The sequence below is a fragment of the Paenibacillus cellulositrophicus genome, assembly GCF_009363095.1.
GTDB classification, from domain to species: Bacteria; Bacillota; Bacilli; order Paenibacillales; family Paenibacillaceae; genus Paenibacillus_AQ; species Paenibacillus_AQ favisporus.
On the sequence record NZ_CP045295.1, the window covers coordinates 2,721,571 to 2,736,524 of the forward strand.

General features: G+C 47.7%; 18 protein-coding genes. 1 reads left to right on the forward strand and 17 read right to left on the reverse strand.

What is annotated here, in order from left to right; translation table 11 throughout:
• Window positions 1-341 precede the first annotated feature (341 nt).
• From GCU45_RS12250 to GCU45_RS12305, 12 genes are all read right to left on the reverse strand, one after another.
• Window positions 342-1,010 carry a Type 1 glutamine amidotransferase-like domain-containing protein gene (locus GCU45_RS12250; protein ID WP_152399155.1) on the reverse strand — a complete coding sequence of 223 codons (669 nt, stop codon included), beginning with the start codon at window positions 1,008-1,010 and terminating at the stop codon, window positions 342-344.
• A 24-nt stretch (window positions 1,011-1,034) separates the two neighbouring features.
• A complete protein-coding gene (locus tag GCU45_RS12255; RefSeq protein ID WP_152399156.1) occupies window positions 1,035-1,640 on the reverse strand; it encodes a dihydrofolate reductase family protein in 606 nt (201 codons plus the stop codon).
• A gap of 417 nt (window positions 1,641-2,057) precedes the next feature.
• Window positions 2,058-2,423 (reverse strand): YdcF family protein, encoded by a 366-nt coding sequence (locus GCU45_RS12260; protein ID WP_244364535.1) that lies wholly within the window; start codon window positions 2,421-2,423, stop codon window positions 2,058-2,060.
• A gap of 133 nt (window positions 2,424-2,556) precedes the next feature.
• Window positions 2,557-2,985 carry a hypothetical protein gene (locus GCU45_RS12265; RefSeq protein WP_152399157.1) on the reverse strand — a complete coding sequence of 143 codons (429 nt, stop codon included), beginning with the start codon at window positions 2,983-2,985 and terminating at the stop codon, window positions 2,557-2,559.
• Between the two features lie 57 nt (window positions 2,986-3,042).
• Window positions 3,043-3,231, reverse strand: coding sequence for a hypothetical protein (locus GCU45_RS12270; RefSeq protein WP_152399158.1), 189 nt, complete (start codon window positions 3,229-3,231; stop codon window positions 3,043-3,045).
• Window positions 3,232-3,372: 141 nt separating this feature from the next.
• Complete coding sequence (locus GCU45_RS12275; RefSeq protein ID WP_152399159.1) at window positions 3,373-3,729, reverse strand: hypothetical protein; 357 nt, start codon at window positions 3,727-3,729, stop codon at window positions 3,373-3,375.
• 177 nt (window positions 3,730-3,906) lie between these two features.
• Window positions 3,907-5,463 carry a copper amine oxidase N-terminal domain-containing protein gene (locus tag GCU45_RS12280; RefSeq protein ID WP_152399160.1) on the reverse strand — a complete coding sequence of 519 codons (1,557 nt, stop codon included), beginning with the start codon at window positions 5,461-5,463 and terminating at the stop codon, window positions 3,907-3,909.
• A gap of 248 nt (window positions 5,464-5,711) precedes the next feature.
• The gene (locus GCU45_RS12285) at window positions 5,712-6,176 is read right to left on the reverse strand and encodes a ParB N-terminal domain-containing protein (RefSeq protein ID WP_152399161.1); all 465 of its coding nucleotides are present in this window, start codon (window positions 6,174-6,176) and stop codon (window positions 5,712-5,714) included.
• A gap of 106 nt (window positions 6,177-6,282) precedes the next feature.
• Window positions 6,283-6,780 carry an AAA family ATPase gene (locus tag GCU45_RS12290; protein WP_152399162.1) on the reverse strand — a complete coding sequence of 166 codons (498 nt, stop codon included), beginning with the start codon at window positions 6,778-6,780 and terminating at the stop codon, window positions 6,283-6,285.
• A 393-nt stretch (window positions 6,781-7,173) separates the two neighbouring features.
• Entirely contained in the window at window positions 7,174-8,166 is a 993-nt protein-coding gene (locus GCU45_RS12295; RefSeq protein ID WP_244364536.1) for an NADP-dependent oxidoreductase, read from the reverse strand.
• A 39-nt stretch (window positions 8,167-8,205) separates the two neighbouring features.
• Complete coding sequence (locus GCU45_RS12300; protein ID WP_152399163.1) at window positions 8,206-9,105, reverse strand: oxidoreductase; 900 nt, start codon at window positions 9,103-9,105, stop codon at window positions 8,206-8,208.
• A 93-nt stretch (window positions 9,106-9,198) separates the two neighbouring features.
• Window positions 9,199-9,957, reverse strand: coding sequence for an SDR family oxidoreductase (locus GCU45_RS12305; RefSeq protein WP_152399164.1), 759 nt, complete (start codon window positions 9,955-9,957; stop codon window positions 9,199-9,201).
• 258 nt (window positions 9,958-10,215) lie between these two features.
• On the opposite strand from GCU45_RS12305, the gene GCU45_RS12310 reads away from it, so the two are divergent.
• Window positions 10,216-10,800 carry a TetR/AcrR family transcriptional regulator gene (locus GCU45_RS12310; protein WP_076176557.1) on the forward strand — a complete coding sequence of 195 codons (585 nt, stop codon included), beginning with the start codon at window positions 10,216-10,218 and terminating at the stop codon, window positions 10,798-10,800.
• Window positions 10,801-11,360: 560 nt separating this feature from the next.
• Here the strand turns inward: GCU45_RS12310 and GCU45_RS12320 are convergent.
• The 5 genes from GCU45_RS12320 to GCU45_RS12340 form a co-directional block, all read right to left on the reverse strand.
• Window positions 11,361-11,915, reverse strand: coding sequence for a nucleoside/nucleotide kinase family protein (locus tag GCU45_RS12320; protein ID WP_152399165.1), 555 nt, complete (start codon window positions 11,913-11,915; stop codon window positions 11,361-11,363).
• Window positions 11,916-12,104: 189 nt separating this feature from the next.
• Complete coding sequence (locus GCU45_RS12325) at window positions 12,105-12,905, reverse strand: SDR family NAD(P)-dependent oxidoreductase (protein WP_152399166.1); 801 nt, start codon at window positions 12,903-12,905, stop codon at window positions 12,105-12,107.
• A gap of 94 nt (window positions 12,906-12,999) precedes the next feature.
• Entirely contained in the window at window positions 13,000-13,332 is a 333-nt protein-coding gene (csaA, locus tag GCU45_RS12330) for a chaperone CsaA (RefSeq protein WP_076176553.1), read from the reverse strand.
• A 45-nt stretch (window positions 13,333-13,377) separates the two neighbouring features.
• Complete coding sequence (locus GCU45_RS12335; RefSeq protein WP_076176551.1) at window positions 13,378-13,701, reverse strand: putative quinol monooxygenase; 324 nt, start codon at window positions 13,699-13,701, stop codon at window positions 13,378-13,380.
• 117 nt (window positions 13,702-13,818) lie between these two features.
• Window positions 13,819-14,913, reverse strand: a complete 1,095-nt coding sequence (locus GCU45_RS12340; protein ID WP_152399167.1) for an FAD-dependent monooxygenase — start codon at window positions 14,911-14,913, stop codon at window positions 13,819-13,821.
• Window positions 14,914-14,954: the final 41 nt, after the last annotated feature.

Consider the following 14,954-nt stretch of genomic DNA (forward strand, 5'->3'; position numbering starts at 1 on the left):
TGTTGTCCACGCTCCTCAGAGACTATTTTCCATTCTTTAGTATTGACGACGCTTGTACCGGTTTTGTTGTGAGTGATTGGAAATAAATCACAAAAACATTCGCTTAATCCCACATTTCGTCCGCCCACATACTGCTGACCAGAAAATGCTGTTTCGTTCCGCATCAAAAACATGTAAGGAGCACTTCACTGTAGCGAAATGCTCCTTACAGATTGAGCTATCGTGTTCCGTTAGTTGAATAAAGTAATCAACAACATTCCCTTTCGACTAATGCACCTCTAAACCTACCGTAATAATTACCACTACGGCTCCACCAATTATATGTAAACCGCGGAGTCATATCAGGGTGAAAATAGCTTCCAATGCCCTTCGGAGACAACTTCGACTGCTCCGTCAATCACTTTGATGGCGGTCTGGTCATCCATCGCATACGATGGCCCTTGCATCCCGGCGGCCCATTTCTCTGCAGCAGCCATCGTGTTTCCCGGCAGCAGCTCGTGATCCAGGTGCGGAAACATGGAAAAATCAACCAGTTCCAGCGTTTCATCGCCACCGTTGGGTGGAGTCCAGCCAACGAAGTCTTCCCCAATATTAGGGGCCATCACCATGCTCCCCGCACTCATTCCCACATAGACTGCGTGCAGCGACGGCAAGAGGTCTGCCAGCCCGGATTGCCGCATCCAGTGACACAGGTAGAGGGCGTCGCCGCCAGCCACCAGCAGTACGTCCGTCTCCCGGACCAGCGGCACCCAGCGGTCTTCGGCGATGCTTGGCAGCGCTGTGAGCTCCAGCACGCCGACGGACTTCCAGCCTAGTTCGACCATGGAATTCTCGGAATTCCCGCTGATGAACTGCCAGGCTTTGACGCCGGGGCCGACCCAGGGGTGTCCGTACATCGCGGTGGGGATGCACAGGGCGCTAGACTCGGCAATGGGTTTGCCCAACATGTCAACCAGCGCGTCCTGTATGCTGTTATTATTGATGCCTGCAGATGTGAGCAGAAATTTCATAACCCCACTCCTTTGTGTATCATCTCACGCCATGGTGCCAAAAGACGGTTTTCCCGTAAGCGCGTAGCGCAATAGAACCGTGCCTTTGGAGAACGCTCTGGATTCAAGTAATTCCAGATTCGTCGGTATCGTTCCATCGCCGAAGAATCGTTTTCCCTCTCCGAGTATTACTGGAAACTGCCAGATGTTCATTCGGTCAATCAGCTCGTGACGCAATAATGTCTGGACCAGGTCGCTGCTGCCGACGACATGCACCTCCTCGTAACGTTCCTTCAACAAAGGCACACTTGTAGTCACATCCGCGTCGAGCAGTTTTGTATTATTCCAATCGACGCTGGTCAATGTCCGGGATGCGACATACTTCGGTTTCTCGTTCATCAGCTTGGTGAACGGGTTGGTGTCAGGCGCTTGCGGCCAGTACGACGCAAAGATTTCATACGTTTTACGTCCGATTAGCATAGCGTCGAGGCTCGCATAATCATCCGCGATCCGTTGTCCTGTCACCGGATCCCGAAACGGTTCCTGCCATCCGCCGTAGCCGAAACCGCCTTCACGATCTTCATTAGGCGACCCGGGAGATTGGACTACGCCATCCAAAGTCATGAACATGTGCACAACAAGATTTCCCATTTTGCTTTTCATTCCTTTCATATTAAATCTGTTCACAGGTGGGTTGTCTTCATAAACTAAGTTTAGGACATTTCAGTTCGGATTGTTTCTTACAGATTGCTAATTAATCTTCCGTTAGCTTAATAAATAAAAGAAGCAGCTACCGGCGGCAAACTGCTTCTTTATTTAGTTATTACATTAACATTTACGTTAGTGAAATTCTCGCTCGTTTAAGTGACTTCAAAATAATCAACGATCTAACTCCACTTCGTCGTCCACGAAATATTTCCCTTTCACACCGTTGATGATTTTATGCAGTTCAGCTCTGACTCTGATAACTTCCTGCTCATCCTGCCACCAGTTGTTAGCCTGCCCTATAACTCGATCATCAGGGCATGTGCCCAGGCGAACTAACTAACAACAACCGATTGATGTTTTCTAGGCCGATTGCTCGATCAAGAACAGTGAGTGAACACAGTATATTTTCTTTCGTATGATTAGACTGGTCTCTATTAAAATTGATTCATTAGGCACGCCCAGTCTTCTTGCCTCGTCCTGCAGGACAATTGCCTCTGGCGGATTTATTTGTCCAAATTTATCCCCACCAGTAAACAAAATATATGGGGCTCGACCATTCTTAAACAATTCAACCGCCTTTACCGCTCTTGATAAATACGGCCCACCAAAAACAAATATGCAATCTCCATTCGCAGTTCCGTCATCGGTGTACTTACCATCACCAAACACCACTTTGGTAATTTGATCTATAGTTAATTCTGCTGGGTTCATCTTGGAAATAAGCATGGAACTCCCCTCCAATGTAGCTGTGCCATTTCACATTTCATTGCCCCTTTTGAAATGACTATGATTATTTTAGCAGCCGATCAAAGGCCTGTTGCCTTCGAATGTCTTCATTAATTTATCGTTTCCCGTTAGCTTAATGCACCTTTAGAAGTAGTATTGCTTCATGTTCATAATTCTCGAGATCATTTTCTTCATTCATCCAAGCAACTTCATCCGGTCTTAGCCGATAAAAACGAGCATCAGCTTCTGTTCCATCAAGTTCACAACTAACTACAATATTAAATTCTCTCCCTGAGAAGTTACGGCGGAGTGTCTTTTCCCATACGTCAATTATACCTAATGCTATAGAGAGGTTCTCCAAGTGCAAATGATTTATCGACGTTTCGCAATCAGTACGATCAGAGTAAGTTGTTTTATCGAAACTACTCGGTAAATCTCTTGCAAAACTGCTGATCAAAATACAGCCATCCCATTCAACAAAGTGGGTGTATTCATCGTTATTACTACCCCCTGAAGGTTTGGTTTTAAGCAATAATGTGGTCATCGCTTCATTAGTTTTCATGGTAACCTCCAGGTAGTTTGAAGGTGTGAATGTATTAAACAAACGTTTCCCGTTAGCTTAATCATCGCCTTTACGTTTCTTTCTCAATAAGTAATATTCAACTAAAGCCACGCCAGTTGAGGCACCAAATGAGACTAAAAATGCAGTACCGACATCCACATCCGGTTTAAATATCACGTTTAGAATAAGGTTTCCGACAAAGAAGACCGAAAACAAGGCTAAGAATCTAAGTCCTATTCGTTTCAAGGGGTTAACCTCCATTGGATATTATCTCACGGTTGCGTTTTTTTGCTTCCCATTCTCCCCGTTAATCGTTATATCTATCCTGCCCGTTAGCTTAATAAAGCTGCCGATCGGCGCCGGCAGCTTCTTCAAATGTTTGTTTATTCAACTATCGTTTCCCATTAGTGAAAGCTGTAGCTCTTCTTTAATACCTTTCCACTCGACAGTAACATTGATTGTTTCGTCTTTCTGCGGAACAGCACCATTACTAATAGATTTATGAGTGATTTCTTTATGCCCTGATAATTCTGTTTCTCCACTTCCTCCCCCTGATGATACAGAAAATTTATATTTGACTTTACCTACTTCAGAAGGGTTATCTCCTTTGTAAGTTAATGTCAATGTGTAATCGTGGTTCTCACCATTGAGGTTAGTAACGACATAGTTTGCTGACCAGTTCTTACTTTCACCAGTAAATAAAATAGAAGAGCTATTTAAACATCCAGATAAAAACATAACCATGAATAAACAGATGAGGATTCCTTTTATTTGTAATCCCTCCCTTGAGTATTAATGAAGTTCACATATTATAAAACGGAAAGGAGAACTAATTTGTTACGTAAACCTGCCCGTTAGCTTAACAAAAACAGCAGCCAATTACTTGCCGGCTGCTGTTTGTTGTTTTGAACTATTGTTTCCTCAGTCGACGTCCGAGATTTTCCACTCGCCATTTTCCTGCATGAACACGATTCCTGGAGTGCCCGACTTATTGCCGTGCTGATCGAACAGGTAACTGAACGTCACATACGCCAGCAGTGCGCCGCCGGGACGGTCTTCGAACGTCACGGAGCGGACGCCCGTAATGAGTCGCTGGCCGATAATCTCGAACGACTGCGCCGGTGTGCCGTTCTTCACGAACAGCCGGCCGAGCGCAGCGGCGTCGCGACCATTCATGGCGTTGACATAGCCGTTGAGCAGCTTCGCGGCGGCCAACTTCTTCGCTTCTCCCGCATACGCGCCTTCATCGAGTAACTGCGGCCTAAATACGAGCAGCGCGCCGCGAACGCTTGGCGTCCACGTCAGCTTGAAACCGAACGCTTCCGCCGTCGCGCGCAGCGGCAAATAAACACGTCCCTTCACAATCACCGGTTTGGCGTTCGCACCGGTAAGCTTCTTGCCGTTCACCCATAGCGACAACGCTGCGCCTTTTCTTGGGTTGTTTCCCTGCGTATCAGGCTGTGTTGAAACGAAGGCGGCTTTATACGCGGCGTCCCATCTTACATACCAGCCGAACGATTCCGCAAGCGCGCGCATCGGCAGCAGCATGACGCCGTTCGAGACGATCGGCGCAAGCGTCGGATCGTTCACCGTGACACCGTTAATGGCCAGCGTAGGAGCAGCTGGGGGAGCGACCATAACGCTGCGTATGGTTCTTCTCGAGCCGGTGTCGATGTACAGGTCATAAGTGCCAGGTGCGATCGGCTTGAAGGTACCGTCAATCGCCTCGCCGTAGGCCGGCATCGTGAATTGAAAATCGTACCGTGCTTCTGAGTAAGGCGCGGTATGGACGAGCAGTGCTCTTTTTGATGGATAATCCACGCCCTTTCCTGTCATATAGCCACCGGATGAGCCGGATGTCTCAATGAAGATCCGAACCGTTCCTTCATAGTTACTCGCGTCATTGCCCTTAATACGAACCGTCTGTCCAATGGTCGGCTTGAGCGTGCTTACATCGGTCTGCGGGGATACCGCCAGCAATTCGTAAAACTCTTTGAGGGCTGTGGCATCCTGGGCGATATATTTATCTTCGCCGATATGGATGAGAACGTGCTTCGAATCCTTGAATTGCAAGTAGATATCGGTCCCGTCGGTTAGCATGACATCTATACTAGTGGCGAAAAAGGCGTCCTCTCCGACCAACTGCTCCGTCGACGGCTTTGCGTTCTTAAGCAGCCGGTTAACGAAGTTAGCCGTCTTCGCAATAGCGCTTTGATCTGCTGCGCGCAAGGCGAACAGCGGCACCCACGCCAGATCGGCGTGACTCATTTGGATCCGCTGGACAGCATCCGCTTGAATGGCCGCCGGCTGCGCCGATGATGCCTGCACGGTCGCAATATCGTTTTCGGCGGCAGGTGACACATTGGCGGCTGTTGACGCTGCCGCCTCAGCCTCCCACGAGGTTCCGCCCGACCAGCCGGGAACTCCGACGGTGAGCAGCACCGCCAGAGTGAACATATAGAACTGTTTCATTTTCATCTCATCGTCCCTTCCTTCAGGAAGATCTATAGGCCAAGAAGCCTGTTATTCTTATAGACGGCTGGGGGAGCGAGAATGTTTTATCCGCGGTTACACCGCAAAGTATACTGGAGTATATTATGACTGAGCAAGGTTCTAAGTACTTGATAATTCGCGATATGATTACGCTGTCCTGCCCGTTAGCTAAGAAAACAGCAGCCTCTTCACCGGCTGCCGTCTCTTCTTTCTTATAGAGCTATCGTTCTCCGTTAGCGAGTCACTCCAAGGTTCATTCCCATAGATGAGGTATGCTCGATCATATAACGAAAATCTTCCTCAGTATCGGTCCAAAAAATAACCGGTACTTGTTTTATGTTCATTTGTCGAAACGCTTCATTGCGGTGACGCCCATCAGCGACTTCATATTTGCCAGCGGAATAAAAGACGATTAGCGGCGGAAAGTCCCAATCACCATAGGCGATTTTCATTTTATCGACGACATGGAAAAACCATGCTATATCATTCTCCTTAGTCAGATACGATGGAGCTCCCTCTTCAATTCCAAACTCCGATATATCCGTTACGACAGGACCGATATAGTATCTCTTCTTCTCCAATAACCCGTCTGCCAATGCAACATTGTCTCCGTCATTTCTAAGAAATAACTGAATCCACTCATCAATGGCACCACGTTGGGCATATTCAAATGCACATTTTGTACTGCCGTATATCATTAGGTTCACACTCTCCTCAATTGGGCTAGTACAACCTATTGTATACCAGTTCCAGATGGGACAAAATGGTACTTAACAGATATAATTAAACTGTCCGTTTCGTACTTCAAGCGTATTGGAGAACCCACTCTTTTATCCGAGAAGCAACTTCGGTTACATCCATATCCGTTGTATTAATAGTAGGCATTGGCGGGTCATAGACCTCATCAGCAATTTCAAGCAATCGTTTAGCAAAGTTTTTGTGGTTTTGGATCTCTTCCTCTGACCAATTCCTTTCACGTAGACGTTTCTCGCGAGTTTCTTCATCACAATGTAGGTTCAGATAATATACATGCTTAAAAAAAGGATAGTCCGCACATTTTTCAATATCCCAAGGCATCATGGTTCCGCATAGGATAGTCATGCGTCCACTTTGAGCGATATTTCGTGCAACCCGAAGCCAAATATTTCGAATTTTCTCCCAATCATGCCCAAGAAATTCAACAAGATCATCCGGGTTAAAAATATCAAAGTCAGGCATCATTCCCCGTAGCTCCTTAATGACATATGTTTTCCCTGACCCACTTGCACCTGTTACGATAAACAAAGGAATTTTATGATCCATTAGTTGTCCCCCACCCATGTTTATTTTCTCAATGATAGCAACAATCCTGAATAAGGCTGCGGTACTCCCCACATACTTATTTTGCCGCAAAAAAACCGGAAAGCCCCAATAAGGCCGTCCGGTTCTTTATTCACCATATCATTCGCCTAATCCTCTGTGCCAGTAAGCTTCTCGCCCCTCTACCACACGCCCGGCCAATTCCTACATGCCCGCGACCCCCGAGAAGGTCATCTTCTGACGGTCTCGGGCGACCGGTACATAGACTAGGTCCTGCAGATACCAGGTTACAAACGAGACCTCCTCGTACATCATCAGACATTTGTGCACCGACTATATCCATCAATCATGAATTCGATAAACCGATCCAGAGGTGTGGTCCCGATCTTCTCTACATCAGTCGCCGGCAGGCAGGAGGATCAGTTTGCCACGGGCATGTCCGCTCTGGCTGATGTCGAGTGCTCTACGCCAGTCCTCAAGGGCGAAAGTCTGGGCGACCGGAACGGTGAACTTGCCTTCTGCAGCATACTGGGCGAACTCGCCGAGAACATCATAGCGTAAGGTCTGGTCTTCTCCGCTGCTGGCGCGGACGCCGAGTTTGGCCGCTGCGCCGAAGTCGCTGATGGTTAGAACACGGCGGGGATCACCACCAGCGATCCGGATAAGGTCGGGCAATATGCCGCTGACCGGAGCAGTGTCCAGAACCAGGTCCACCGGCTGTCCGGCCAGCTCGGTCACCCGACCGACCATTCCGTCACCGTACGAGGTCACCGCCGCTCCCATCGAACGGAGCCGGTCGGCGTAAGTGTCACCGGCGGTAGCGATCACGTTGGCACCGTCCATGAGGGCAATCTGGACGGCAGCGAAGCCCATCATTGTGCCTGCTCCGTGCACCAGCAGGGTGTGGCCCGACTTAACACCAAGTGCTTTAAGGTGGTTGTATGCAATGGTGACCGCCATTGGAAGCGCCGCTGCTTGCACGAACTCGAGTCCTGCAGGGATGCGGATCCAATAGTCCATGATCGCCCGATCCGCTGCGCCGGCGCTCGGGGCGCCGACAAAGTCGGCGGAGCCCAGGACGGCGTCACCGATAACGACATCGGTAACCCCCTCACCGACCGCATCCACAATCCCGGACACTTCCAGCCCGATACCGCGGGGCAGCTTACCAGGATATAACCCTTTGCACAAGACCCAGTCAACCGGATTCAGTCCGCAAGCTCGCACCGTTACACGAATGCGTCCCGGACCTGGGGAAGGGATCTCGACCTGTTCCATGCGCAGGACATCAGCCGGTTCGCCGTAGTCGTGGAGGCGGATCGCCCGCATAGTAGCAGGGCTGGCCGTCTGATTGTTGACAGCTTTGCTTGACGTATCTAAATTCTCCAATTGGATATCCCCTCCCGTTTGTTTTAGCAAATCGTGTTTTTACATAAGTGTATACTTCACTTGTGTCAGCTCCTCGGAAACCGTCCACAACCGCCGCGCAACGGCTTCGTCATGCGAGCTCGCGCTCGAAACGACCTTCTTGGGGTAGCCGCGCAATTCGAGACTCGTTGGCCCGTAGTAATCTCCACCTCGGACGCCTGGCGCAGTGGCTGCATACAGGGTCGGCAAAACACCCATTTTCGGGGACTGCGCGAAAAGCGGATTCAGGCTCCGCATCATGCTGGAATGCCGCAGCGCATTGGTCGCTGACCAGCCCGGATGCGAAGCTACTGCCAGCGTTGATTGGCCTGCTGCAACAAGCCTGCGCTGCAACTCATAGGTGAACAGCAGATTCGCCAGCTTGCTCTGAGCGTAGGCGCGCGCTGGATGGTAATTCCGCTCCCAGTTCAGATCATCAAAGCGAATCACTCCCGAGCGATGCGACAAACTGCTTACGGTCACAATGCGTGCGCCCGGCGTCGCGTCGAGCATATCCAGCATCAAACCGGTCAGCGCAAAGTGCCCAAGGTGATTGATCCCAAACTGCAGCTCGAAGCCCTGCGCAGTCTTCCCGTAAGGCGGCTTCGCCACGCCGGCGTTGTTGATCAGCAGATCCAGCCGATCATAGTGCTGGCGAAAGGCTGCCGCAAAAGCGTGGACGGACTCCAGATCACCCAAATCGAGCTTCATGACTACGACCTTGCCCGACGGCTTAAGTGTTTTAATCTGGTCAGCCGCCATGTTGGCGTTAGCGATACTGCGGCAGGCCATAATGACCGTCGCCCCATTGGTGGCTAGCACCCGCGCCGCTTCCCAACCAATCCCGCTGTTTGATCCGGTTACAATGGCCACTCGACCGGTCTGATCTGGCATGTGGTCTTCTGTCCATGGTGTTGTCATGTGGTTTCTTCCTTCCTCTGTTCAATCCAAAAACTAGTGGCATGCTCTGATCAGGTACAACATGTTTATCCAGCTGCGAGCTTGGACACGAACTTAGATCTGAGAGCCGCCTCCGTCCACGGGAATTTCCGCTCCGGTTGTGTAAGTCGCGTCGAACGCAAGGAATGCGGCTGCTTTGGCAACCTCGATGGAGTCACCAAAACGCAGCATGGGGATCTGCTGACTCATCTGTGCCTTGGTCTGTTCTGCAGCTTCCTTCGGCATCGACTTCTCCATGATGCCGGTGTCGATAGGGCCTGGGCTGACCGCGTTGACGCGAATCTGCTTCGGCAACAGCTCACGGGCCAGACTGCGCGTCATGGAGCGAAGCGCTGCTTTACTGGCCCCATAAGCATTAAGCATCGGGATACCCACTGCGTTCGCGATCGAGGTGGTGAACACCACGCTGCTTCCTGCGTTTAGCAACGGGGTCAGTCTCTGCACGGTGAAGTATGGGCCTTTGGTGTTGATTGTAAATAACTCGTCGTACACTTCCTCGGTCACCGACTCGAAGGGGATAAAGTGCGTGATGCCGGCGTTTATGAACAAGGCATCGATCGTTCCAAACTCAGCCTTTACCCGTTCAGCCAATTTATCGATATCCGTTAAAGACGCGGCGTCGCTCAGCACTGCGACCGCGTTGCTGCCAATTTTTTCACGAGCTGTATCAAGCTTAGACTGGTTACGACCAGTGATCAGAACACGCGCTCCTTCATCCGCCAGCAGCTGTGCTGTTACGAGGCCGATCCCGCTGCTGCCTCCTGTGATCACTACATTCTTGCCTGCGTATTTACTTCCAGTATTGTTTGCCATCTCCATCGTCCTCCCTTGGTTTATGTGCTAAACTAACAGTCAAATGTTGGATAAGAAGCCTTTACTTTGAACCGACAAATTGACCCAACAGTGTAGTAAAAGCAACACTGTCTGTGCTAATCTTATCTAAGCGGTTTGGCTTATACAACCAGTAAAAAACCGTTTTTGTGGGTTATCCAACACACAGACTTATTTGTCCTTTAGCTTTTCTAAACGCATGATAACCAATATATCCTGAGAGAGAGGGTGGATCATGACATGCTGACTAACACAAACGATCCCCGTGTGAAACGGACGCGTCAACTATTGATGCAAGCTTTTATGGAATTGCTTGAGCAGAAGAGGAATGTCACTTCTATTACCGTACAAGATATTACGTCTTACGCGACCGTAAATCGCTCTACGTTCTATGCGCATTTTGAAGACAAATTCGCATTTCTTGAGAGCTGGATGCGGGAAAAATTTCTAGAGAAGCTGAAGGATGAGCTGCCTAATGCTGCTTTATCCGATATAGGGAGCCTGCGAACGCTTATTTTAATCGTTTTTGATTTTCTTTTCTGTACTCGTCCGTATATGACTTTAGCTGATCGTCAGTATGAACCTTTGTTTGAAGTCGCGATGCAAAAGGAACTGTATGACCTTTTATTCACCTGGTTAAGTGAACAATCGGAACCATCCGTTTCACGAGAGACGGTGGAGACCGCCGCCCGGATTGCAAGCTGGGGCATATTTGGATCAGCCCTGGAGTGGAGCAGACATCCGGAATATCGATCGGCGGAAGACATGGCGCGAGAAGTTCTGGTGGTCGTTGCTGCTGGCATAGCACCCGTAATAGGGGAATAATTAGTGCCGCTTACAGGCAGCGCGGTCAAATAGAGTGCCTGAAGCAAATATTCGTCAAGATGCAGGGCGCCTTGAGAGTCGGTCTGTAACCTTTGATTGAACCGTAGATTTATCACGCATATATCTCATATCAATTAAGAAAGGACAGGCGGGCCTGTCCTTTTTGTGTTGATCCACAAAGGTAAATTTTGTTCTTTCCTAATTGTCTATATGGCTTGAATACATAGTACCTGTTTTTCGCTACGGTCACACTTTAACCAAGCGTCCATGTCGCGTGGTACCCAGCTGCCGAGCTCCACGTTCCACAGGCATTAAGTGAGTCCGCGCCTCCCTCACAGCCCGCACTGCTTTCACTTTTAAAGTGAGTACGGGACACAGTGGCCAATGCTCTCTCAGGTTACTTTCAGGATCATGTCCTTTAGTTCAATCAAAGTCTCGATTCGATAACTGGCCTGTGAGAAGTCGGTAGCCCCGAAGCGCTTTAGGCCGTTAGCTTAACACGGCTGCCAATCCATGCCGGCAGCCGTGTTTTAGTTTATTTATTGAGCTGTCTTTCTACGTTAGCTTAGCAACCTGTTAGTATTTATTTTCTCGATGATAACGCTTATAATCTCGGCTGGAGTTAATGTCCCATCTACAATAATATCACTATTTGGTTTTATCGAATTCAGCATCTCAATGTAACCACGTCTTCCATGAAGAATATAATTTCTCATTTCCGCAATTATATCTTCCATGGTAGAACCCTGATAATCTCTAATTACTCGACGAGCCATTGCAACATCCAGAGGAGTATCAATAAAAACAGCCAGGTCAATTAAGTTTTTAGTATCATTGTGTTTATATGCAAAAGGAAAGTCTATTACAATATAATCTAATGACTCGGTAAACAAGGAATGCAAATCTCTAATTAAAGGAATTAAGTTCCACTCATCATAATTTGCACCATTATCAACCCAGTTGATAATATCTTCAGGTCCCTCGAAATCATATTCATCAAAGTACAGACATTTTGAATTATGTAGTGTGTCATTAAGTTGGGTAGTAATTGTTGTCTTCCCCCCACCAGACACAGCTGCAATAGCAATGACAAATGGTCGCTTTCCGTTTTCCATAAAACTCCCTTCACTGACTCAGATCTTTTTAGCTTATATTCGCGGAGATTATTATGTTATCCTACCCGTTAGCTTAATGCCTGAAGCCATTTTAGCATTGTAACTCCGTTTATGCTGGCATCAGAAGGTATCAGTAAATAAAGAGCCCAGTTTAGAAGTTCAAATTTAATTTTATCGAACCATTTCGGTTTAAATCGTTTTAATCATATTTCCATCAATAACATAATCCGCTCCGGTAATCATTGAAGCTCGCTCCGAAGCAAGGAAAACTGCAAGGTTCGCAATATCTTCGGCTTCTGCAAATTTCCCCAATGTTATACCAGCCATTTTAGGTAGCTCTTCAAAAACTTTTTCGGAATCCATTGCTGCAACTGAACCGATTGTTTTGGCCATTCCGTTTTCAGGGTCTTGCCACAAAGGGGTTACTACCGGTCCAGGTGAGATCGAGTTAACTCTAATATGACGAGGTCCAAACTCACCAGCCAGCATTTTCGTCAAATTATTAAGTGCCGCTTTGGTGGTGCCATAAATAGGCAATAACAATTCGGGCATCCGTGCATTGACTGAAGAGATATTTACAATTGCACCCTCATTGTTCTTTAGGATATGCGGTAATGCTGCTTGAGTAAAACGAACAACGCTAAACAGGTTTAAATCATAAAGTTGTTCCCATTCCTCATTTGGCGTAGCCAAAAAACCTTCTCCTCTTCTCTTGTCAACCGCCCCGATACTATTGATTAAAATGTCGACTCTGCCGAACACTCCACCGAGTTTTTTAGAAAGTTCAACGGTATTGCGTTCCATATTGACATCAATAGGTAGATGTTTGACTGATTTTTTTTCAACAAGATCAGCCAATTCCTCCGTTAAAGTCCGACTTACCGCGACGACACTTGCCCCTTCCTCGATAAATTTTCGAACGATAGCGAGTCCAATTCCTTTACTTGCCCCGGTAACGACAGCTACTTTGTTGGCTAATTTAAGATCCATGTATACCTCCTAAAGCTAACGCTTTTAAAATTTAAATTCCTTTATTTCCAAGCATTATTCCTTTGATGAAAACAATTTAGGTAGATCCTTATTTTTACGCAATAGGCGTACCATTAGGCATTTCAGTATCCGGCTTTAATAGAATAACATCTCCTTTTTCCGGAACTCCTCCCAACACTAATACTTCCGATTTGAATCCCGCAATGCGCCGAGGAGGAAAATTGACGATCCCTATAATTTGCTTCCCTACAATTTCCTCAACCTTGTATCGCTTAGTTATTTGTGCACTTGAGGATTTCATCCCGATCTCCGGTCCAAAATCAATCTTAAGCTTTATCGCAGGGACCTTTGCTTCTTCAAAAAACTCCGCTTCCTTAATCGTTCCGACACGAATATCTAGTGCTGTAAAATCATCGATTGTTGCCAATGTTTTGCCTCCTCCACTAGAGTCCTTAACCCCTCGGTGTTGCTCTTACTGCGCTGGGCGGAACGGCTGCAGGAGTCGGATCCCTTCCTCAATAGATCCCTCCATCAGTTCTAAGAGCTGGGGCACCAGTTCCTGCATCCGGGGGGCGTTCAGGTGCCGATCGAGAGCATCCCGGTTTTCCCAGCGCTCGTAGATGATGAATGTGCCGGGCTGGCCTTCTACCTCGTGAGCCTCGTAGTCAATGTTGCCCAGGTCGTTGCGCGACGGGGTGACAGCAGCAGTCATGAATGCCTTCATCTCGGCTTCTCTCCCTGCTTTAGCTCTCGCCTCCCAGAGTACAGTAACGTAACGGTTCTTTGTATCATTCATGCTAATTCCTCCTATTTTATAAATACTTCGTATTTTTTGCTTTATCGTTTTCTCAAATGGGCAAATTCCCCGTTTATGTTTGAAATTCCAGTGTATCAATGGCTTATTTTCATGTTGTTATAAGCGTCCAAAAGAACGATTAAAGCCTTGGCCAGCTAGAACATCTTGACGAACCACATCTAAACGGCGTGTTTGGTATTCACTCAAAGCTTTTGTTATCGAATTCGGATACTGTTTAATAGAGTCCATAATGGCAACCGTATCATCAAGTGAGTCATTAAAGCCTGCACCCGTCATTGGTGACATGGTATGAGCTGCGTCGCCGATCATGGCTATTCTTCCTTTTGACAATATATTAGGGATGTATTCATTAACAGGTGCCCCAATTAAGCTGCGGTCCTTAATCGCGATTTGCAAAATCGTATCATCTTCTTTGCTCCAATGGGCTTGGCTGGTTTGTGATAGTTCTTCCAGCAGCGAATCCGGAATAGCTTCACCGTATAAGGAATGCTGGGCAATCCCGTCCTTTAACACGCCTAATTCAGACAGCAATGGATTATGCGAATGATCAAACCAGCAAAAACCTATCCATCGCTGGCCAGGATGGGTTCCCCCCTCTTTCCCTGGCATCACCGCAGTTGTTAATTTACCGGCAGCACTATCGTTGAAATAAGCGCTCGAAAGCTGCCGTTTTTTCCAGTCTTTCTTGGGTAGCAAATTTTCATCCACTTTCCCTACCCAAGCCAGATAGCCAGCATAATCTGCAAATGGTTTGTCAGGGCTTAAATAACGGCGGACAATACTGCGATATCCATCTGCGCCAATTAAAAAGTCTCCTTTAAACGTCTGCTCCTCTTCACTGGTAGCCCAAGCAGATGATTCATTTTGCCCAACACTAACAATTCGTGTATGGTGCTGGAGGGTAATGCCAGGTTCTTTAGCGACCGCATTGCGCAAACGTTCTTGAATGGCTGACCAAGCTTCAACATGGTTGCTACCATTGGATGCCAAGTGTCTTAATTCACGTTCAATTTCACTGTTACGATAGGGCTTTGTGTGTAAGCGAATAAAAGCACCATTTCTTAATGATGAATCTGCACGTTCAAGAATGGTCACTGTATAGCCAGAACGGGATAACGCAAGCCCCATCATTAGACCACCTAAAGATCCACCTACAATAATGGCATGTTCAAACTGTTTTTGTGACATCATTCATTCTCCTGTTTTGTAATGGGGCATTCGTAAAAATATCC

What these genes read in the sequence shown, in the direction of transcription:
- GCU45_RS12250 (WP_152399155.1), bottom strand. Translation starts at nt 1,010, where the DNA reads ATGAAATTTCTGCTCACATCTGCAGGCATCAATAATAACAGCATACAG.
- GCU45_RS12255 (WP_152399156.1), bottom strand. Translation starts at nt 1,640, where the DNA reads ATGGGAAATCTTGTTGTGCACATGTTCATGACTTTGGATGGCGTAGTC.
- GCU45_RS12260 (WP_244364535.1), bottom strand. Translation starts at nt 2,423, where the DNA reads ATGCTTATTTCCAAGATGAACCCAGCAGAATTAACTATAGATCAAATT.
- GCU45_RS12265 (WP_152399157.1), bottom strand. Translation starts at nt 2,985, where the DNA reads ATGAAAACTAATGAAGCGATGACCACATTATTGCTTAAAACCAAACCT.
- GCU45_RS12275 (WP_152399159.1), bottom strand. Translation starts at nt 3,729, where the DNA reads ATGGTTATGTTTTTATCTGGATGTTTAAATAGCTCTTCTATTTTATTT.
- GCU45_RS12280 (WP_152399160.1), bottom strand. Translation starts at nt 5,463, where the DNA reads ATGAAAATGAAACAGTTCTATATGTTCACTCTGGCGGTGCTGCTCACC.
- GCU45_RS12285 (WP_152399161.1), bottom strand. Translation starts at nt 6,176, where the DNA reads ATGATATACGGCAGTACAAAATGTGCATTTGAATATGCCCAACGTGGT.
- GCU45_RS12290 (WP_152399162.1), bottom strand. Translation starts at nt 6,780, where the DNA reads ATGGATCATAAAATTCCTTTGTTTATCGTAACAGGTGCAAGTGGGTCA.
- GCU45_RS12300 (WP_152399163.1), bottom strand. Translation starts at nt 9,105, where the DNA reads ATGACAACACCATGGACAGAAGACCACATGCCAGATCAGACCGGTCGA.
- GCU45_RS12305 (WP_152399164.1), bottom strand. Translation starts at nt 9,957, where the DNA reads ATGGCAAACAATACTGGAAGTAAATACGCAGGCAAGAATGTAGTGATC.
- GCU45_RS12310 (WP_076176557.1), top strand. Translation starts at nt 10,216, where the DNA reads ATGCTGACTAACACAAACGATCCCCGTGTGAAACGGACGCGTCAACTA.
- GCU45_RS12320 (WP_152399165.1), bottom strand. Translation starts at nt 11,915, where the DNA reads ATGGAAAACGGAAAGCGACCATTTGTCATTGCTATTGCAGCTGTGTCT.
- GCU45_RS12325 (WP_152399166.1), bottom strand. Translation starts at nt 12,905, where the DNA reads ATGGATCTTAAATTAGCCAACAAAGTAGCTGTCGTTACCGGGGCAAGT.
- GCU45_RS12335 (WP_076176551.1), bottom strand. Translation starts at nt 13,701, where the DNA reads ATGAATGATACAAAGAACCGTTACGTTACTGTACTCTGGGAGGCGAGA.
- GCU45_RS12340 (WP_152399167.1), bottom strand. Translation starts at nt 14,913, where the DNA reads ATGATGTCACAAAAACAGTTTGAACATGCCATTATTGTAGGTGGATCT.